Genomic DNA, 19,090 nt, shown 5'->3' with positions numbered 1-19,090 from the left:
TTATGTCAAAAATTTTAGTTTTAGAAGATGAATTAACGATCCGTAGCTTTATTGTTTTAAATTTAAAACGTGCTGGATTTTATGTAATAGAAGCTACTACTGGAGAAGAAGCGTTACAGATTTTGAGTGAACAAACTGTTGATATAGCACTGCTGGATGTTATGTTACCGGGAATTGATGGTTTAGAAGTTTGTAAGGCTATCAGGAAAGAAAATGAAAAAATAGGTATTATTATGTTAACCGCACGTGTACAAGATGAAGATAAGGTGCAAGGACTAGGAATAGGGGCAGATGATTATATTGCAAAACCGTTTAGTCCAGTAGTATTAACTGCACGTATACAGTCTTTATTAAGAAGAATAGAAGTACATGAAGAAAAAACGAATATTGTTACGTCAGGTCCATTTTCGTTAAATATTATAGAAGAAAGATTGTATAAAGATGGACAATTAGTCGATTTAACACCTACAGAGTATATGATATTACAGTATTTAATGAATCAGGCTTCAAAGCCAGTTTCGCGTGATGAAATTTTAAATATGATTTGGGGAACCAATTACGTAGGCGAGACGAAAGTAGTAGATGTAAATATGAGACGGTTACGTCAAAAGATAGAATGTAATCCATCAGAACCTGAATTTATTCTTACGGTGTGGGGAAAAGGATATGTGTGGAAGGAAAGTATGAGATGAAACGGAAAGTGACTTTATATTTTATGACGGTCATTACACTTATGCTTGTATTATTTGAAGTTGTATTTTCAGTCTCAATTTATCGATACTATTATAATGGTATTGTGCAATATATAGAGTCTCATGCGAAAACGAGTACACGTTTTTTTTCAGAATACAATTCACTATACTTTATTCGATTACAAGAATATAGTGGTGACATAATTAGTAGCTTTCAATTAGAAGGAACAGAATTACAGTTAATTGATCGTCACGGCTCGGTTATACAATCTTCAAGTGGTGAAAAGGTAGAAGGTAAAGTGAATATTCCACAATCATTATTAGAAGGTGAAATGTATAATCAAGTTACTACGAAAGGTAATAAAAAACAACTAGAGGTGCTAAGCCCACTTATACATCAAGGACAAACTATTGGTGTTTTAAAATATACGACTGTTTTAACAAATGTAAATAAAAAGATTATTGAAATTATTACGTTTACTATTTCTGTAGGTATTGTTATTTCGGGAGTCGCCTTCTTAATTAGTAGACGTTTGGCAAATTCATTTGTTGAGCCAATTGAATCCATTATTCAAGCCTCTTCACAAATTGCAGAAGGCACATTAAAGCAAAAAATTAAAGAAGATTATCCTGGAGAATTAGGTGAATTGGCACATAGTTTAAATTATATGGCCTATAAAATAGATAAGGCTGAGCAGATGAAAAATGAATTCATTGCTTCTATTTCGCACGAAATACGAACGCCTTTAACAGGAATTAAAGGTTGGAGTGAGACGTTAAAAACAGTAGATTATTTAACAGAAGAAGAAATAAAGCAAGGTATGGGCATTATTTCAGGTGAGACAGATAGATTGATTCATTTAGTAGAAGAATTGCTAGATTTTTCAAGATTACAATCAAATCATTTTAATTTATATAAACAAAAGGTGCAGTTGTACGATATACTAGAGGAGACGATTTGGCAATTAACTCCTAAATCGGAAGAGAAGGAAATTCAATTTATTACTACCATAGACCGAATTGAATTGATGGGAGATCGAAATAGGTTAAAGCAAGTTTTCTTGAATATTGTTCAAAATGCAATTAAGTATTCACATAAAAAAAGTACAATACACATTGAAGCGACTAAAATAGAAGGACAAGCAGTGATTAAGGTAAGAGACGAAGGGATTGGAATTGCTAAAGAACATTTACCATATATTGAGCAATCATTTTACCAAATTAATAATCATGCTGCAGGTGCAGGTATTGGTTTAGCTATCGTTAAAAAAATGGTAGAGCTTCATGGTGGTGTGTTTAGTGTTACAAGCAAAGAAGGAATAGGAACAACAATTTTGATAAAACTCCCATTATAATACAAATAAAATCTATTTATATGGTGAAATAAAAATAAATAGATGTATAATTATATTGGGCGATTTATATATAAGATTAATAGGGAGAGGAATTCGATAGAATGGAAAAAGCTTTAAAAATTAAACAAATAGTAGTCGTTTTAATAGCGATTGCCGCAGTAGCTATTGGGTATTACATGTTCCAATCAATTACTTCACCAGCAAAAGCTGTTGCGAAACAAGAAAATGTAGTGCAGCTTGCAAGTGAACAGCCGAAAGTTGAAATGAATAAAACGGCACCAAGTCGTTTTAATGGAAAAGAAAGAAAAGTTGCTTATCTTACATTTGACGATGGGCCAGGGAAATATACGGCTGAATTATTAAATACGCTAAAACAACATGATGCGAAGGCGACGTTCTTTTTAATTGGAGCGAATGTAAAAGAATTTCCTGATTTAGTGAAACGTGAAAATGCTGAGGGTCATTATGTAGGCATGCATAGTATGACACATAATTTCGCAAAGTTATATAAAAATGGCGAGTATGTAAATGAGATGAAAGAAGATCAAGGTTTAATCGCTAATATTATTGGGAAATCACCTAAATTAACACGTCCTCCATATGGTTCGATGCCTGGATTAAATGAAGGTCTTCGAAATAAAGTGGTAGAAGGCGGATTTAAAGTATGGGATTGGACAATTGATTCATTAGATTGGAGATACAATAAAATGCCAGTTGATGCAGCTGCAGCACAAATTGCTCAAAATGTATTAACAAACGCAACAAAACCACAAGAAGTAATTTTAATGCATGATATTCACCCGCAATCAGTTGCTGCTGTGCCAGCAATTTTAAAGGGGCTAAAAGAAAAAGGTTATGAGTTTGAAGCTTATCATGAAGAAAGTCACTTCCCAGTGAACTTCTGGCATGATAACCGTATGTAATGGAGGAATGAACGTTGAAGTATGGAAAAGTAGCAGTAGTTGGAGCATTATCAGTAGGGTTGTTAACAGGTTGTTTCGGTGAAAAGCCAGAAGAAAATTTATATACAGCTTTTGAAACAGCAGCAACACAAGAAAAATCTTTAGTGGATGAAGCAAAAAAATTAGAGCAGTTAGAGAAACAAGGCCAAGAATTATATTCTCAAATTTTGCAAGAAGGCAAAGATCATAATGAAGCAGTTGTGAAGAAACTAGAGCAAGCTACTGCAAATGTAGATGATCGTGAAAAAGTATTGAAAAATGAAAAAGAAATGCTAGAAAAAGCTCAGAAAGAAACAAAATCTGTACAAGGAAATATAGAGAAGCTTGAAGATAAAAAGTTACAAAAACAAGCAAAAGCAGTAGAAGAGTCGTATAAGAATCGTTATGATGCATTCCAAAAGATGAATGAAAATTACACGAAAGTGTTAGCGACTGAAAAAGAACTGTATGAAAAATTAAAAGTAAAAGAAACGAAATTAAAAGAAATCGGTGAAAAAGTTAAAACTGTTAATGAATTAAATGTGGAAGCACAAAAGTCGAAAGAGCAGTTTAACAAATTTACAAAAGAGTATAATGACAGTAAATTAGCATTCTACAAAGATGCAGAAATTAAGATTAAAGATCAGAAATAAAGAAGAATCTAAAGTGTAATAAAAAGCCGGAGAAACATCGTTATAAATGTTTTTTCGGTTTTTTACGTTAAATGAATAGAAAAGACTGGAATTGATATCATAAAAGAGTTATAGTGAGTTATTCTAAGGGAAACATTGTAAAGTAAGGAGAATGGGAATATGTCATATGAATTTTTACTCAAATTAGGTTTAGCACTCTTTTTAGGATTATTCATCGGGATAGATAGGCAGCTAAAGAATAAACCACTTGGTGTGAAAACAAGTATGGTTATTTCTGTAGCAAGTTGTTTAATTACGATGGTTTCAATTGAATCTGTGCATGTATATTCTGTTCCAGGACATACAAATATGGATCCGATGCGACTGGCCGCTCAAATTGTTAGTGGAATTGGTTTTCTTGGCGCAGGTGTCATTTTACGAAGAAGTAATGACGTTATTTCTGGATTAACAACAGCTTCTATGGTGTGGGCTGCTTCAGCTTTAGGAATCGCAATTGGTGCAGGATTTTATTTACAAGCGACAGTTGCTATGGTTTTAATTATTTTAGCGATTAATGTACTTCCGCAACTTGTGAAAATTGCAGGACCGTATTCATTAAGACAAAAGGATTTATCTATAAAAATTACTGTTAAAGAGCATCATGAGTTAGATGGTATATTTAAGCAAATTAAAAATTTAGGCATGCATGTGAAACGCGTGAAAATTAAAGATATAGATAGTGGAGCATTTCAGCAACTGGAGATGGTTATTTTAGCTCCAGAAGATTTATATACAACAGAGTTATATAGTTCCCTGAAAGAGATTGATCGAGTAGTTTCAGTTGAAGTGGAAAGTAGATAATTGTGATAAAAAAGAGTGAAGTGAATTCACTCTTTTTTATTTGGATTTTTAAGGAATGAAATTGATATAATGATGAGTAATAAGGGGGGGAGAAATGATGGGAATACATATTAGAAGAGCAATAAAGGATGATATACAAGGTATAGCAAAGGTGCATGTTGATAGTTGGAAGACAGCGTATAAAGGGATATTTGCTGAAGAAATTCTAGATAATATAGCATATGAGAAACGAGAAAAACAATGGGAAGATATTTTTCAAAAAGAAGGTAATCATCAATTTAGATTTGTAGCAGAGAATTTAAATGGAGAAATAGTTGGATTCATCGATGGGGGAGTAGAAAGAACTGGTACATATAATTGTGATGGAGAATTATATGCAATCTACCTTTTACAACAGTATCAAGGAATGAAAATAGGACAAAAGTTATTTCAAGCTTTATTATCGGATTGTATAAACAATGATATGCAATCACTTTTAGTTTGGGTTGTTACGAATAATCCTTCTAAAAAGTTTTATGAAAAATTTAACCCTGAAAAAATTGATACGAAATTTTTAGAGAGAGTAAGGGTAGAAGAAACAGCGTATTGTTGGAGAGATTTGAATTTGTTATACAAAAAGTTATATAGATTTGCTTAAATAATATTATTATGTAAACTTTATGTTTGAAAGAGGTATACCAATTAAGGTATACCTCTTTTGTTTAACCATTTTGGATAGATTACTAATGAAAAATAATAAGTATGTAGTTTGAAACTGAGTATTTTTTTTGTGTATTTTTAACTAGATTAAAGAAAAGAGAGAAAACAAGAAAAATTAAATCAGATAAAAAAATTCTGAAATATACTCTTGAATTGAATATCATTATCAATTAGAATCATAATTGATAACGACATTCAATTATCGTTTATTATATAAAATTTCGATAGCTTTAATATAAAGAGGAGGACCAACATGCAGCTTGCGAAACAAATCGCAGAACATGCAACATTACAAAGCTTTTTAAACTGTTATTTAAGAGAAACAGGGAGTGGAGAATGGATTACAGAGGATGAAAGAATGAAAAGTATCTTCAGTAATACGTTGAATAGAGATACAGTCCCCACATATTTATGTTGTCGGCTATCGGCACAGAACGTTACTTTGTATGGAGAAGTTATATATAAATCACCAACAGATCGCCATTTGTTTGGAGAACAATTTTATTATCAAATTGGAGATAGTAATTCTGTTATTACAGCAGATTACGTTACAGTTATTACGTTTTTAATAAAAGAGATGTCGATCAACTACGGAGAAGGAACGAATCCTGCGGAACTTATGCTTCGAGTTATCCGTAGTTGTCAAAATATTGAGGAATTTACAAAAGAGAGAATAGAAGATACATCCGCATTATACGGTTTCCATACAACTTTTATAGAAGCGGAGCAGTCTTTATTATTTGGGCATTTAACTCATCCTACACCAAAGAGTAGACAGGGGATATTGGATTGGAAAAGTGCAATGTATTCTCCAGAATTAAAAGGGGAATGTCAGCTTCATTATTTTCGGGCACATAAAAGTATAGTAAATGAAAAATCATTATTATCAGATTCTACAACAACGATTATAAAAGAAGAATTAAGTAATGATGAGATGGTTAGTAAGGAATTTATAGCGAAGTACTGTAAGGAAGATCAATATGCATTAATTCCAATTCATCCGCTTCAGGCAGAATGGCTCTTGCATCAAGCTTACGTACAAGATTGGATAATTCAAGAATTGCTTGAGTATATTGGTCCTGTAGGTAAGTATTATATGGCAACATCATCACTAAGGACGCTATATCATCCCAATTCGAAGTATATGCTTAAGTTTTCATTTCCGGTGAAAGTAACGAATTCAATGCGTATTAATAAACTGAAAGAACTTGAGAGTGGTCTTGAAGGGAAGGAAATGTTAAATACGGCTATTGGTGAAGTACGAGAAAGATTTCCAGGATTTGATTTTATTTGTGATCCAGCCTTTATTACATTAAATTATGGAACACAAGAATCTGGATTTGAAGTGATTATTCGTGAGAATCTTTTTTATAGCGAACATGCAAACGACGCAACATTAATTGCTGGGCTAGTTCAAGACGCTATACCTGGGGAGCGTACGCGGTTATCGAATATTATTCATCGCCTAGCAGATTTAGAAAGTAAAAGCTGTGAAGAAGTAAGCTTAGAGTGGTTTAGACGATATATGAATATTTCTTTAAAGCCAATGGTATGGATGTATTTACAGTATGGTGTTGCATTAGAAGCTCATCAGCAAAATAGCGTTGTTCAGCTAAAAGATGGTTATCCGGTCAAATATTATTTCCGTGATAATCAAGGATTTTATTTCTGTAATTCAATGAAAGAGATGCTTAATAATGAATTAGCTGGTATTGGAGAACGTACTGGAAATTTATATGACGACTATATTGTGGATGAGAGATTTCGTTACTACTTAATTTTCAATCATATGTTTGGCCTCATTAATGGTTTTGGCACAGCAGGATTAATTAAGGAGGAAATTCTTCTCTCGGAATTAAGGTCTGTACTTGAATCATTTCTTCCATATAACCGGGAACCTTCTACATTTTTAAGAGAATTATTGGACGAAGATAAGTTAGCGTGTAAAGCAAATTTACTAACGAGATTTTTCGATGTCGATGAGTTAAGTAATCCATTGGAGCAAGCTATTTATGTGCAAGTACATAATCCACTCGTTAGAGAAGTGGCTGTTCGTTCATAAATAACGTTAAAATTTCACGTAATACAAATAATGGTATTTTGTCATAAAGTGGAGGGTTTTATGAGAGTGGACATGTATCATACGAAAGTATTGAAGGCGCTCGAATCAGAAGATTACATTTCAGTACGAAGAAGAGTGCTACGTCAATTAGTAGAATCGTTAATTTATGAGGGGATTATTACACCGGTTCGCATAGAAAAAGAAGAACAACTTCTTTTTCTAATACAAGGACTTGATGAAGAAGGCAAAAGTGTCACGTACAAATGCTATGGCAGGGAACGGATGACATTTGGACGTATTTCGTTAGACTCATTAATAGTAAGAGTTCAAGATGAACAGCAAGAAATACAATCTGTCTCGCAATTTCTAGAAGAAGTTTTTCGGGTTACTAGTGTAGAACAAGCTAAATTAGATTCTTTTATACACGAATTAGAACAAACAATATTTAAAGACACGATTGCACAATATGAAAGAAATAATAAGAGAGAATATACTCAAAAATCTTACGATGAGTTTGAAAGCCATTTAATAGACGGCCATCCATATCATCCTAGTTATAAAGCACGTGTTGGATTTCAATATCGTGACAATTTTCAATATGGTTATGAATTTATGCAGCCAATAAAACTCATATGGATTGCAGCGCATAAGAATTATGCGACTGTAGGTTATGAGAATGAAGTGATGTATAACAACCTTTTAAAAGAGGAGATTGGCGATCGTAAATTAGAAGAATTTATGGAACGAATTCGTAATAAGGGATGTAATCCAAAACAGTACGTGTTTATACCTGTTCACCCATGGCAGTGGGTGAATTTCATCATTTCAAATTATGCGGATCATATACAGGGGAAATTTATTATTTATTTAGGAACATCAGAGGACGATTATTGCGCGCAACAGTCAATGAGAACATTAAGAAATATTACGAGTCCAAAGAAACCGTACGTTAAATTATCGATGAATTTACTCAACACTTCAACACTTCGTACGCTGAAACCATACTCTGTTGTGAGTGCACCAGCAATATCAAATTGGTTAAATGATGTTGTAAGTAATGACGCCTATTTAATGGATGAAGCACGTTTAATCTTGTTAAATGAGTTTTCCAGTGTAACGTATGACACGAATAAAAAAGCTATATATGGTTCATTAGGATGTATTTGGCGCGAAAGCATTCATAAGTATTTAGATGCACAAGAAGATGCAATTCCTTTTAATGGTTTATACGCTAAAGAGAAAGATGGTACACCAATTATTGATGCGTGGTTGAATAAATATGGAATGAAGGATTGGCTACAATTACTTATTCAAAAAGCGATAATACCAGTTATACATCTTGTTGTAGAGCATGGCATCGCACTGGAATCACATGGACAAAATATGATTCTAGTTCATAAAGAAGGGGTGCCTGTTCGTATTGCGTTAAAGGATTTTCATGAAGGGCTTGAGTTTTATCGTCCATATTTGAAAACGGTTGACAAATGTCCCGACTTTACTAAAATGCATAAAACATATGCGAATGGAAAAATGAATGATTTCTTTGAAATGGATCGCATTGAATGTTTGCAAGAGATGGTGTTAGATGCACTATTCCTGTTTAATTTAGGAGAATTAGCATTCGTACTTGCGGATGAATATGGATTGAAAGAAGAACATTTTTGGATGATGGTTGTTGAAGAAATTGAAAATCATTTAAGAATATATCCACATTTGAAAGGTAGATTTGAAAATATTCAATTATATGCACCTACATTCTATGCTGAACAATTAACGAAACGTCGATTATATATGGATGTGGAATCGCTTGTTCATGAAGTTCCAAATCCATTGTATAGAGTAAGACAACTTATGAAACAAAAATCAGCTGTTACAGGGGGAAATTATGCTAATCGTTAATAAACAAGAGTATAGCAAAAGTGATTTTGAATTGAGATTACAAGTTTATGAGGAAATGGAACAATTTAAAGAAGCAGAAGGAAATAGATTTGCACTTTGTCTGAAAGATCCATTCGATATTATTACGATTGTGTTTTTCTTAAAAGAAAAGAAATCATCAGTATTACTTATACATGAAGATACACCAAAAGAAACAGCTATTGAAATGGCAAAGCGTGCAAATTGTGTAGGAATTTTATATGGAGAATATGGCGATTGTACAAAATTAGAAGTAGGGAACTTTTTACTAGAAGAGCCTTCTTTACTGCAATATAGTTCTGGAACTACAGGGGAACCGAAACTAATTCGTAGAGCATGGACGGAAGTTGATACGGAAATTACCGCTTATAATGAAGCTTTAAACTGTGAAGTAGATGAAGTGCCAATCGTTATGGCTCCTGTTTCACATTCATACGGACTAATATGTGGTACTTTATCAGCAATTACGAGGGGGAGCCAGCCTGTAATCATTACGAATAAAAATCCTAAATTCGCATTAAATATAGTTCGCAATACAGAAAAACATATTATATATGCAGTACCACTTATGTTACACATTATGGGGAGTTTTCCATTAGGAACGTTCCAGTTTCATAAAATTATGACATCAGGATCGCCTTTGCCAGAAGCACTATTTTATAAACTAAAAGAAATGACAACATATATGATGCAGCAATATGGTTGTTCTGAAGCAGGTTGTATTAGTATATGTCATGATATGAAGAGCCATTTAGATTTAGGAAACCCTCTACCTCATGCGAGTATAAGCATAGGTTCAGATGAAAATGCACCGGAAGAAATCGTCGTGAAAATGAATGATAAGGAAATCTTCACAAAAGATTTAGGGTATAAATCTGAGCGTGGCATTCATTTTATGGGGCGTATGGACGATGTAATTAATGTTTCGGGATTAAAAGTCTTTCCTATAGAGGTAGAAGAAACGATGCTTCGATTGGAAGGTGTTCAAGAGGCAATTGTATATCGAGGGAAACATCCTGTCATGGGCGAAATAGTTAAAGCGAAAGTGATCTCTCATGTTGATCCAGTACAAATAAGAGAATGGTGTATTCAGCACTTACCTTCTTATAAAGTTCCCCATGAAATTGAAAGTGTAAATGAAATTCCTAAAAATAAAACTGGAAAAGTAAGTAGAAAGTTACTAGAGATGGGAGAGGTTACAACATGAGACGGGAAGCGTTAAAGAATGCCGTGTTAAAAATTATGATTGAAAAAATGGAACTGAAAAATGTAACGCATTTAGAAGAAACGATGCGCTTAAATCAAGATTTATATATAGATTCGGTAATGATGTTACAGCTTATTGTATACATAGAAATGGATGTAAAGCTATGCGTTCCAGAGGATGAGGTAGATCCAAAGGCATTTCTTACTGTAGGATCTTTGCTTGATTTTATGGAGGAGTTACAGGAAATAAATGTGAATAACTAACCTTTAGGAAAGTGGATGAGAGTATGACTTCAATTAAAGTGCACTGTTTAGTGAGTTGTTTTTGTGAAATTATAAAAAGGCGTAGCGACATTGATTTTCGTCCATTTTATTTTGGACTATGGGATGGAGATTTTGATATAACAGAAGGCGGAATTATTTCATATCACTCTGAAAACATTAACCATGATCATTATTTACTTTGGTTTGAAAAATTGTACGGTATTAAAGTAAACGAATGGTATGATCATGCAAAAGATAAAGATAGCAATGTAGAAACGTTTTTAGAATTAGTAGAAAACAAGCCGGAAAATCGTTATGTCATTGTAATGGTTGATATGTCTCTATTACCAGAGAGGGAAAATAAATTTCATCAAAAACCGTTTCCACATTATTTAATGATATCAAAAACAGAGAAAGAAGAAGAGTGGTTCATGCTAGATCCTGATTTTCGTTGGGAAGGAAATATGGAAAGAGAAAAAGTACTTCACTCTATTCAAGATAACCCATTTGGTGGAGGGTATTTCATTGATATAGAAGGAATTGGGGAGCCAACGCAAGAAACAGTAGCTAGTTATTTCACAGAAACATTCAAAAAGAACGACAATGAACTGACTATGGAGCTGAAAAATTTAATTGTAAAAATGGCAAATGAGGAAGAAGGATATGCGCTTTCTGGACTTGTAGCAGCAGTAAAACAAATACCAGTACTTGCAATTCGTAAATATAGTTATGAGCATGCCTTTGCATACTTCCGTGAAACGTTGCAATATTCGGAGCAAGAATTTGATTATTGGTGTGATCGGGTAGAGGATATTGTACAAGGATTTACAAATGTACAGTATCGTGCAATTAAAATGGCAATGACGAATAATAAAGGTATGCTAGTATCGATTATTGAAAAACTGGATGAAATGAATGCAATTGAACTGCAAATTAAGAAGGAATTAGAGAGACAGTTTCTATCATGGAAAGGTATGAAAACAAATCAGTCTGTCGCAACTTTTTAATAAGCTAACTGAATTTAAGATAGGGGAGTTTAATGCTATGAAATATTCGCTATGTACCATTTCATTTCGTCATCAATTAATTTCATTTACTGATATTGTTCAATTTGCATATGAAAACGGTTTTGAAGGAATTGAATTGTGGGGGACTCATGCACAAAATTTGTATATACAAGAACGCGAAACGACAGAACGAGAATTGACTTTTCTAAAGGATAAAAACTTAGAAATTACGATGATAAGTGATTACTTAGATATATCATTATCAGCAGATTTTGAAAAAACGATAGAGAAAAGTGAACAACTTGTAGTACTAGCTAATTGGTTTAATACGAATAAAATTCGCACGTTTGCTGGGCAAAAAGGGAGCAAGGACTTCTCGGAACAAGAGAGAAAAGAGTATGTGAAGCGAATACGTAAGATTTGTGATGTGTTTGCTCAGCACAATATGTATGTGCTGTTAGAAACACATCCCAATACACTAACAGACACATTGCCTTCTACTATAGAACTATTAGAAGAAGTAAATCATCCGAATTTAAAAATAAATCTTGATTTTCTTCATATATGGGAGTCTGGCGCAGATCCAATAGACAGTTTCCATCGATTAAAGCCGTGGACACTACATTACCATTTTAAGAATATATCTTCAGCGGATTATTTGCATGTGTTTGAACCTAATAATGTATATGCTGCAGCAGGAAGTCGTATTGGTATGGTTCCGTTATTTGAAGGTATTGTAAATTATGATGAGATTATTCAGGAAGTGAGAGGTACGGATCTTTTTGCTTCCTTAGAATGGTTTGGACATAATACAAAAGAGATATTAAAAGAAGAAATGAAAGTATTAATAAATAGAAAATTAGAAGTAGTAACTTCGTAATGTGAAATGATGTGAGAGTCTCGTTTTAGAGGCTCTTTTTTTATGGTAAAAAATAACCAAAAATTTCCATGTATTTTAATTTGAATTTAACACAATTTATATATAAATAAGGAGGTGATTGGTAATGGCTAGAAATCGTAATTCTAATCAATTAGCATCACATGGAGCACAAGCAGCTTTAGATCAAATGAAATATGAAATTGCACAAGAGTTTGGTGTACAACTTGGCGCTGATACTTCTTCACGTGCAAACGGTTCTGTAGGCGGTGAAATTACAAAACGCCTTGTAGCGATGGCAGAACAACAACTTGGTGGCGGATATACTCGCTAATTGTAGAAGGTTATAGGAGAAAGGAAGGATTCTTCCTTTCTTTTTTTTTCAATTAATTGGTATGGATATATTGTGAACTGGATTCAAAGAATAGGAATAATACTATAATTTCCCCAATTTCTTTTGTTGTGAATGGGAAGTAGTAAAGATGTAATAGCCCTGGTGGAATGAAAAGTTACGTTCCAGCGGGGCTATTATATGGTAAGAAATATATGATGAAAGGTTTCGAAGCCAACATGTTAAAAAAAGAAAACTGTTGTTTAATTGCGCTTGCATCAGTTCCACTTGTTATGACATTAGGGAATTCAATGCTCATCCCAATTCTGCCGACTATTGAAAAGAAATTACATATTTCATCGTTTCAAGTATCCATGATTATTACAATTTACTCTATCGTAGCCATTCTACTTATACCGATTGCTGGTTATTTATCAGATAGATGGGGACGAAAGATGGTAATGGTTCCGAGTTTGCTGATTGCAGCTATAGGAGGAGCGATAACTGGTTGGGTATCTTGGAAAGTTGATAATCCCTACAATTGGATATTGATTGGTAGAGCGATTCAAGGTATTGGTGCTGCTGGTGCAATGCCAGTTGTTATACCGTGTGTTGGTGATTTATACAAAGACGAAAAACAAGTTAGTACAGGTTTAGGAATCATAGAAACATCCAATACATTTGGGAAAGTGCTGAGCCCTATTTTAGGGTCTGCTCTTGCTGCCGTTGTATGGTTCTTACCATTTTGGGCGATTCCAATTTTATGCGTAGTATCAATTGTTTTATTACTTGTTCTAGTAAAGGCAAAGAAACAAGAAGGAGAAGTACCACCACTTAAAGAGTTTATAAAATCTATTCTGTCTACGTTTCGAGAAAAAGGAAGATGGTTAATTGCCATTTTTGCATTAGGTGCAATTATTATGCTTATTTTATTCGGAATTCTCTTTTATTTGTCGACTATACTGGAATCAAAGTATGACATTCATGGTATATGGAAAGGGTGTGTGCTTGCTATCCCGTTACTTGTACTGTCACTTAGTTCATATATGGCCGGTAAAAAAATTGGAGATAATCAAAATGTTATGAAGAAGTGTATCTATATTGGTTTTTTAATGGCAGCTGCATCAGTCATCATTCCTTTATTTATAAAAGGGATTTATTTACTACTTCTTTGTCTCGTTATTATGGGGATAGGGATTGGTATGGCACTCCCATGTTTAGATGCCCTCATTACACAAGGAATTGAAAAGGAGCAAAGGGGAACAGTTACGTCATTTTACAGTTCAATGCGATTTATCGGTGTAGCAGCTGGACCACCTTTATATTCTTTTTTCATGAAAGGGGCGGACCATGAAGTGTTTTATTTGACTAGTATTTTCGCTGCCATTGGTGCTGCCATAGCAATCATTTGGATTAAACCAGCAAAGGATGCAAAGGCGGTAAAACAGAAACCGGAACCTACTTCATAATTTGTAAGAGAATTGCATGATGTTTTGAGTAACATGCAATTCTCTTTCGTTCATTAAGAATAAATAACTTGTTTTAACATATAAAGTGCGACACCCCATATGATGAGACCAGAAAATTTATTTAATAATAAAATTGTCTTTCCGGTTGAGTCTAGTCTTTTTAGAAATTTCCCCGCTAAAGCTAAGCTTATAAACCAAATCCAAGAAACGATAATAGTTGCAAGTGTGAAAGCCCATTTTTCACTTCCTATGTATTGAATAGAATTTGTTCCAATTACACCGATTGTGTCTAAAATAGCATGTGGATTTAATAACGAAACTGATGCTGCGAAAAGGATTTGCTTTTTTAAGGGCATACTTTTTTCTTGTGTTACATCGTTGGAAGGGCTACTTCTCCAAATAACAAAGCCCATGTATAGGAGAAAGAAAAATCCAATTATATATAATGAGTTAGTTAGCCAAGAAAAAGTAAGGAGTACAAGGGAGACACCTTGCACTGCAATCAATATGAGTAACGTATCACATATAGAGGCAGTTAATACTACAGGGGCTGCCCTCCAAATGTTTGGTTGGCTCGCACCTTGGTTAAAGACAAAAACATTTTGTACACCTAATGGAATGATAAGTCCAAATGCAAGAATGATACCATGAATAATTGCTTCACTCATCATATTACCTCCTATTTTAATTCATTATGATAGTGTATATTGTATAGAAGAAATGAAAATTTGTATCCATCCATATGGTTGGGGAGGTTACCAACCAAAAAGAATATAAGGTGATATGATGGAAAGATTCGTTTGGAAACCGGATATGTCTCTAGCGACGCCGCTGTATAAACAAATAGAAACGTATATAAAAGAAAGGATCGTTAATGGAGAATGGACCGTTGGAACGAAATTACCTTCACAAAGAGATTTGGCCCATACATTTGGTGTGAATCGAAGCACAATTGTAATGGCTTTCGATGAACTAGTTGCGAAGGGATATATTGAAGGGAATGGCAGGAAAGGAACAATTGTTGTAAATAATAATGAGAATGTTTCAACTTACGCACCCCCGCCTAATTGGCAGTCTTATGTAGAAACAGGACTTCATTATCCGAATCTCCCAGCTATTCAAGAGATTAATCAAGCTGAATTTTACCCACATGTAATTCGGTTAGGAACAGGTGAGCTCGCGCCGAGTCTCTTACCTGAGAAAAAGATGAAAGAAATTATGAATAACCTTTTAAAGTCAAATGTGACGCTTGGGTATGAAGAGCCGAAAGGAAATCTTTATTTAAGGGAAAAGATTTCCGAATACTTAAAGGAGCATGGCGTATATGTATCTCCTGACTCTATATTAATTGTTTCAGGAGCAATTCAAGCGCTGCAACTTATTTCTATGGGGCTTCTTTCGAAAGGGGCATCAATCTTATTAGAGAAACCATCCTATTTATATTCGCTTAATGTTTTTCAATCAGCAGGAGTACGTTTAATTGGAATCCCAATGGATGAAAGCGGGTTACATACATCATATATTAAGAAATATAAGAAGCAATTTAATGCCTCTATTTTATATACAATCCCGTCTTTTCATAATCCAACGAACTTTAGTATGAATGCGAAGAAACGAATAGAAGTGATGGAAATATGTAATGAAATTGGATTACCTATTATAGAGGACGCAGTGTATCAAGACTTATGGTTTGATGCACCTAGTTCGAAACCTTTAAAAGCCTATGATAAAAATGGAATCGTACTACATATTGGAAGCATGTCCAAAGTAATTAGTCCAGGTTTAAGAATTGGATGGATTGTTGGACCCGAGCCAGTAATTCAAAGATTGTCAGACATAAAGATGCAAACAGATTATGGTTCAAGCACTATATCCCAGCAAATTGCAGCAGAGTGGTTTACAAATGGTCTATATGATGAGCATTTGCGATTTGTAAGAAGTGAATTGAAAAAACGAAGAGATTTTATGTTACTAATGTTAGATAAATATCTTCGTGAAATAGCAACTTGGCATGAACCAACAGGCGGGTTTTATATATGGGTACATATAAAAGTACCCATTTCATATCGCAGTTTATTTGATAAAGCTCTGCAAGAAAAGGTTTTATTAAACCCAGGTACTTTATATGATAGAAGTGCAAATCAATTTTTGCGCCTATCGTATTCATACGCAACGTTAGAAGAAATTGAAATAGGTATAAAAAAACTTGCACAACTAATGAAAAAGTAAGAGGAGAAAGTAATGAAACAATATGTAATTTGCCAAATGATCAATGGAGAAAAATATTTAGCTGCTTATGCGGAGACGAAGCAAGAGGCGATTGAAAAAGCAGAACTGTTAGGATTAAGAACGGGAAATCGTTACATAGTTATAACTGCAGAAGAAGCCGAAGGCTTAACGTATCCTTAAACAATGTATGAGATTATATAGGAAGTAAATAAGTCTAGTAATATAAGAATTTACTAGGCTTATTTACTATTAAGTTGTTAAACGTTCTCGTATTTATACGCAAAGTAATAATATTATGAGTCAAGTTGACGAAAAAATCGATTTGTCTTTCGGTCTTGATTTCCTTTTCTATACTCATCAATATATTGCCTAAAGTTCCAAGCTTGTAAAAATTTATTAGCAGAGTTATAACCAGAATTGTAAAGCCAGTCTTTTTCTTCCTTCGTCAGTTCAAAATTAGTACTTGTAATCGTTCCTGTTGGAATTGTAATCGTTCTTGCTTTTGATTCCTTATCTAAATGACGTAAATCATGAGCTTGCATCATTGTTTTAAATAGTCCTTTGAACATAGAAATAGGCTCGTTATAGTGAGCAGGGTCAGCTTGAATCTCATCTTTTACAAAATGAAATCCGAAAGTCGGCCAGCGAGGAGCGGTAGGTGAATCGAAGATCCAAATTGGATAATTACTTAGAATTCCTCCGTCAACCATATAACAAGGCTGCTTCCATTTTGGAGTTCTCCATTTTACGGGTTCAAAGAAGAAGGGGATTGTACTACTCATTCTTACCGCTTTAGCGATAGAGAAGCGATAATTTAAAAATCCATAGTTTGGTAAGTCGTCAGGAAAGACAACCATTTTACCATTACTAATATCAGAAGCGATGATTTTGAGTTTGTTTAGATCCGGTAAATCAGTAAATAAATGAACACCTTTTTTTCGAAGTAATTCTTCAATCCATTCTTCTATAAATACATTAGAGTATATACCTAGAGTAGTCCATGCACTTAGTCCTTTTCCGATAAAGGGGATTTTGTCAATAAAGGTTTTCTTCGTAAATTTGTTATAATCGATATCAGTTATAATGGTTTTTAGCTCTGAACAAGAATATCCTGCAGCTAAAAGTGCCGCGATAATTGCACCAGCTGATGTTCCAGCTACACGTTCCCATTCATAACCTTTTTCGGCTAACGCGCAAATTGCCCCAACATGCGCAATACCGCGCACACCGCCTCCTTCAAAAACACCATCAATCTTCATTAAACATACTTCCTTTCAAATAAAAGATTTGGAAATGGCAAAAAAGCACGTATTGTACGTGCTTTTTTACAATGGTTTTTAAGTTTACTAGCAGCCTACAAAGCCGCCCCAACAGCTAGCTCCGATGATGATTAGAAGGATGAATAAAACGATTAATAAAGCGAAACCTCCGTAACCACAACCACCACAGCTACCGCCGTAACCGTAACCGCCGCAACTATATCCGTAACCCATGTGGAATTCCTCCTTATATTAAAAATAAAAATGAACGAGGGGAAAATGTACTGGAAGAACTAAAGAACTATCGTGTTTGTAGGAACAATGTATAGTATGCTTTTTTAAACTTGTTCGCGTACGAAGGATAAGCCCGTTTTTGGAGGCTTGTTGATTTTGTAAAGAATGAAGTATAATCTTTGTACTATGATATAAATAAGTATGTAAATGTAAGGAGAATTTATGAATAAAAAAATTGAAGTATTAATTGATAAATATGAACTAACACACTTGAAAGAGGAACTTATTAATACTGTATTTCCTTGTATAAAAGTTGTGCCAAAGCAGCAGGAAACTGTTGCGATAGGTAGTTCGAAAATGGGAGGAGTTCCTGATTTACCAGCTTTATTTGAATATCCAAAGCATAAAGGAAATCCACTACAATTTATCGCGCAATTTAACTTAAGTGATTTACAAAACGTTGGTATGGATCACAATCTTCCTAAGACGGGGATGCTGTATTTCTTTTGCATTGAAAATTATTTTGAAGAAAATGTGAAGCTAACAGAGGGTGGGCGTGTACTTTATTATGATGTTCCTGTAGAGCAATTACGAAGAGGAAATGAAGTACAAGCGAAATATAACCAGTGTGCAATTACTTTTGAACTGACATACAAATTACCAGAACTTTTCATTGAAGATGAGGCTGATTCAGATCGTTTCTTGCAATTACTTGAAGAGCTAATTCCGGATAACTACGATAACCATCAAATGTTTGGTGAGCCATTCTCTGTACAAGAAGAAGTGTTATATGAGACGGGAGAATATATGGGAGTAGACCCGCAGCAAATGACTCTTTTATTCCAAATTGATTCAGATCATAAAAATTGTAATATGGTTTGGGGAGAACTAGGGATGCTATATTTCTGTATTAGTAATGAAGATTTGAAAAATCAACGTTTTGAAAATACATGCTGCGTATTACAAACATGCTAATGAAAAAAGGTTGTTCTTTTTAAAAGAACAACCTTTTTATGTGAATTAGTTAATATGCATAATCTCATATGACCTATACG

At 33.9% G+C, this 19,090-nt stretch carries 20 protein-coding genes; 17 read left to right on the top strand and 3 right to left on the bottom strand.

The window, feature by feature from the left end; translation table 11 throughout:
• Positions 1-2: 2 nt before the first annotated feature.
• The 14 genes from AU379_RS14245 (at position 3) to AU379_RS14180 (ending at position 14,313) form a co-directional block, all read left to right on the top strand.
• Positions 3-692 carry a response regulator transcription factor gene (locus AU379_RS14245; protein ID WP_044584365.1) on the top strand — a complete coding sequence of 230 codons (690 nt, stop codon included), beginning with the start codon at positions 3-5 and terminating at the stop codon, positions 690-692.
• Positions 689-2,047: a HAMP domain-containing sensor histidine kinase gene (locus AU379_RS14240; protein ID WP_044585073.1), complete on the top strand. Its 1,359-nt coding sequence runs from the start codon at positions 689-691 to the stop codon at positions 2,045-2,047. The genes AU379_RS14245 and AU379_RS14240 overlap by 4 nt, the downstream gene beginning before the upstream one ends.
• Before the next feature lie 101 nt (positions 2,048-2,148).
• Positions 2,149-2,970, top strand: a complete 822-nt coding sequence (locus tag AU379_RS14235; protein ID WP_000409484.1) for a peptidoglycan-N-acetylglucosamine deacetylase — start codon at positions 2,149-2,151, stop codon at positions 2,968-2,970.
• Between the two features lie 14 nt (positions 2,971-2,984).
• The gene (locus AU379_RS14230; protein ID WP_000873574.1) at positions 2,985-3,641 is read left to right on the top strand and encodes a YkyA family protein; all 657 of its coding nucleotides are present in this window, start codon (positions 2,985-2,987) and stop codon (positions 3,639-3,641) included.
• 159 nt (positions 3,642-3,800) lie between these two features.
• Positions 3,801-4,481, top strand: a complete 681-nt coding sequence (locus AU379_RS14225; RefSeq protein WP_000119510.1) for an MgtC/SapB family protein — start codon at positions 3,801-3,803, stop codon at positions 4,479-4,481.
• Positions 4,482-4,575: 94 nt separating this feature from the next.
• On the top strand, positions 4,576-5,118 hold the full coding sequence (locus AU379_RS14220) for a GNAT family N-acetyltransferase (protein ID WP_043328419.1): 543 nt from the start codon (positions 4,576-4,578) through the stop codon (positions 5,116-5,118).
• Between the two features lie 315 nt (positions 5,119-5,433).
• Positions 5,434-7,242 (top strand): IucA/IucC family protein, encoded by a 1,809-nt coding sequence (locus tag AU379_RS14215; protein ID WP_061139429.1) that lies wholly within the window; start codon positions 5,434-5,436, stop codon positions 7,240-7,242.
• Positions 7,243-7,302: 60 nt separating this feature from the next.
• Positions 7,303-9,141 carry an IucA/IucC family protein gene (locus AU379_RS14210; protein WP_001261835.1) on the top strand — a complete coding sequence of 613 codons (1,839 nt, stop codon included), beginning with the start codon at positions 7,303-7,305 and terminating at the stop codon, positions 9,139-9,141.
• Entirely contained in the window at positions 9,128-10,366 is a 1,239-nt protein-coding gene (locus AU379_RS14205; protein WP_000909569.1) for an AMP-binding protein, read from the top strand. Before AU379_RS14210 ends, AU379_RS14205 begins: the two co-directional genes overlap by 14 nt.
• Positions 10,363-10,629, top strand: coding sequence for a petrobactin biosynthesis protein AsbD (asbD, locus tag AU379_RS14200; RefSeq protein ID WP_001250561.1), 267 nt, complete (start codon positions 10,363-10,365; stop codon positions 10,627-10,629). Before AU379_RS14205 ends, asbD begins: the two co-directional genes overlap by 4 nt.
• A gap of 23 nt (positions 10,630-10,652) precedes the next feature.
• Positions 10,653-11,636, top strand: a complete 984-nt coding sequence (locus AU379_RS14195; protein WP_000200704.1) for a DUF6005 family protein — start codon at positions 10,653-10,655, stop codon at positions 11,634-11,636.
• A 37-nt stretch (positions 11,637-11,673) separates the two neighbouring features.
• On the top strand, positions 11,674-12,516 hold the full coding sequence (locus AU379_RS14190; RefSeq protein WP_061139428.1) for a sugar phosphate isomerase/epimerase family protein: 843 nt from the start codon (positions 11,674-11,676) through the stop codon (positions 12,514-12,516).
• A 124-nt stretch (positions 12,517-12,640) separates the two neighbouring features.
• Positions 12,641-12,847, top strand: a complete 207-nt coding sequence (locus AU379_RS14185) for an alpha/beta-type small acid-soluble spore protein (RefSeq protein ID WP_000113545.1) — start codon at positions 12,641-12,643, stop codon at positions 12,845-12,847.
• A gap of 236 nt (positions 12,848-13,083) precedes the next feature.
• On the top strand, positions 13,084-14,313 hold the full coding sequence (locus tag AU379_RS14180; protein ID WP_033693874.1) for an MFS transporter: 1,230 nt from the start codon (positions 13,084-13,086) through the stop codon (positions 14,311-14,313).
• 53 nt (positions 14,314-14,366) lie between these two features.
• On the opposite strand, the gene AU379_RS14175 is transcribed toward AU379_RS14180, so the two are convergent.
• On the bottom strand, positions 14,367-14,981 hold the full coding sequence (locus AU379_RS14175; RefSeq protein ID WP_001287305.1) for a LysE/ArgO family amino acid transporter: 615 nt from the start codon (positions 14,979-14,981) through the stop codon (positions 14,367-14,369).
• 118 nt (positions 14,982-15,099) lie between these two features.
• Between AU379_RS14175 and AU379_RS14170 the strand changes: the two genes are divergently transcribed.
• Together AU379_RS14170 and AU379_RS14165 are read left to right on the top strand one after the other, a co-directional pair.
• Complete coding sequence (locus AU379_RS14170; RefSeq protein WP_000439399.1) at positions 15,100-16,542, top strand: PLP-dependent aminotransferase family protein; 1,443 nt, start codon at positions 15,100-15,102, stop codon at positions 16,540-16,542.
• Positions 16,543-16,554: 12 nt separating this feature from the next.
• On the top strand, positions 16,555-16,722 hold the full coding sequence (locus tag AU379_RS14165) for a DUF3933 family protein (protein ID WP_000816389.1): 168 nt from the start codon (positions 16,555-16,557) through the stop codon (positions 16,720-16,722).
• A gap of 113 nt (positions 16,723-16,835) precedes the next feature.
• Here AU379_RS14165 and AU379_RS14160 read toward each other — a convergent pair whose 3' ends face one another.
• Positions 16,836-17,801 carry a patatin-like phospholipase family protein gene (locus AU379_RS14160; RefSeq protein ID WP_000686789.1) on the bottom strand — a complete coding sequence of 322 codons (966 nt, stop codon included), beginning with the start codon at positions 17,799-17,801 and terminating at the stop codon, positions 16,836-16,838.
• Positions 17,802-17,888: 87 nt separating this feature from the next.
• Positions 17,889-18,035, bottom strand: coding sequence for a YjcZ family sporulation protein (locus AU379_RS14155; protein ID WP_000540425.1), 147 nt, complete (start codon positions 18,033-18,035; stop codon positions 17,889-17,891).
• A 222-nt stretch (positions 18,036-18,257) separates the two neighbouring features.
• Here AU379_RS14155 and AU379_RS14150 point away from each other — a divergent pair, with 222 nt between their 5' ends.
• Positions 18,258-19,010 carry a YwqG family protein gene (locus AU379_RS14150; RefSeq protein WP_001034837.1) on the top strand — a complete coding sequence of 251 codons (753 nt, stop codon included), beginning with the start codon at positions 18,258-18,260 and terminating at the stop codon, positions 19,008-19,010.
• The last annotated feature ends 80 nt before the right edge of the window (positions 19,011-19,090 follow it).

It is taken from the genome of Bacillus sp. JH7, from assembly GCF_001563515.1.
Lineage (GTDB): Bacteria > Bacillota > Bacilli > Bacillales > Bacillaceae_G > Bacillus_A > Bacillus_A cereus.
The sequence above is the reverse complement of the archived record's forward strand: the minus strand, read 5'-3'. Positions and strand labels throughout refer to the sequence as shown.

What these genes read in the sequence shown, in the direction of transcription:
- AU379_RS14185 (WP_000113545.1), top strand. Translation starts at nt 12,641, where the DNA reads ATGGCTAGAAATCGTAATTCTAATCAATTAGCATCACATGGAGCACAA.
- AU379_RS14150 (WP_001034837.1), top strand. Translation starts at nt 18,258, where the DNA reads ATGAATAAAAAAATTGAAGTATTAATTGATAAATATGAACTAACACAC.
- AU379_RS14170 (WP_000439399.1), top strand. Translation starts at nt 15,100, where the DNA reads ATGGAAAGATTCGTTTGGAAACCGGATATGTCTCTAGCGACGCCGCTG.
- AU379_RS14180 (WP_033693874.1), top strand. Translation starts at nt 13,084, where the DNA reads ATGTTAAAAAAAGAAAACTGTTGTTTAATTGCGCTTGCATCAGTTCCA.
- AU379_RS14245 (WP_044584365.1), top strand. Translation starts at nt 3, where the DNA reads ATGTCAAAAATTTTAGTTTTAGAAGATGAATTAACGATCCGTAGCTTT.
- AU379_RS14210 (WP_001261835.1), top strand. Translation starts at nt 7,303, where the DNA reads ATGAGAGTGGACATGTATCATACGAAAGTATTGAAGGCGCTCGAATCA.
- AU379_RS14240 (WP_044585073.1), top strand. Translation starts at nt 689, where the DNA reads ATGAAACGGAAAGTGACTTTATATTTTATGACGGTCATTACACTTATG.
- AU379_RS14155 (WP_000540425.1), bottom strand. Translation starts at nt 18,035, where the DNA reads ATGGGTTACGGATATAGTTGCGGCGGTTACGGTTACGGCGGTAGCTGT.
- AU379_RS14225 (WP_000119510.1), top strand. Translation starts at nt 3,801, where the DNA reads ATGTCATATGAATTTTTACTCAAATTAGGTTTAGCACTCTTTTTAGGA.
- AU379_RS14235 (WP_000409484.1), top strand. Translation starts at nt 2,149, where the DNA reads ATGGAAAAAGCTTTAAAAATTAAACAAATAGTAGTCGTTTTAATAGCG.
- AU379_RS14175 (WP_001287305.1), bottom strand. Translation starts at nt 14,981, where the DNA reads ATGAGTGAAGCAATTATTCATGGTATCATTCTTGCATTTGGACTTATC.
- AU379_RS14215 (WP_061139429.1), top strand. Translation starts at nt 5,434, where the DNA reads ATGCAGCTTGCGAAACAAATCGCAGAACATGCAACATTACAAAGCTTT.
- AU379_RS14165 (WP_000816389.1), top strand. Translation starts at nt 16,555, where the DNA reads ATGAAACAATATGTAATTTGCCAAATGATCAATGGAGAAAAATATTTA.
- AU379_RS14220 (WP_043328419.1), top strand. Translation starts at nt 4,576, where the DNA reads ATGATGGGAATACATATTAGAAGAGCAATAAAGGATGATATACAAGGT.
- asbD (WP_001250561.1), top strand. Translation starts at nt 10,363, where the DNA reads ATGAGACGGGAAGCGTTAAAGAATGCCGTGTTAAAAATTATGATTGAA.
- AU379_RS14205 (WP_000909569.1), top strand. Translation starts at nt 9,128, where the DNA reads ATGCTAATCGTTAATAAACAAGAGTATAGCAAAAGTGATTTTGAATTG.
- AU379_RS14190 (WP_061139428.1), top strand. Translation starts at nt 11,674, where the DNA reads ATGAAATATTCGCTATGTACCATTTCATTTCGTCATCAATTAATTTCA.
- AU379_RS14195 (WP_000200704.1), top strand. Translation starts at nt 10,653, where the DNA reads ATGACTTCAATTAAAGTGCACTGTTTAGTGAGTTGTTTTTGTGAAATT.
- AU379_RS14160 (WP_000686789.1), bottom strand. Translation starts at nt 17,801, where the DNA reads ATGAAGATTGATGGTGTTTTTGAAGGAGGCGGTGTGCGCGGTATTGCG.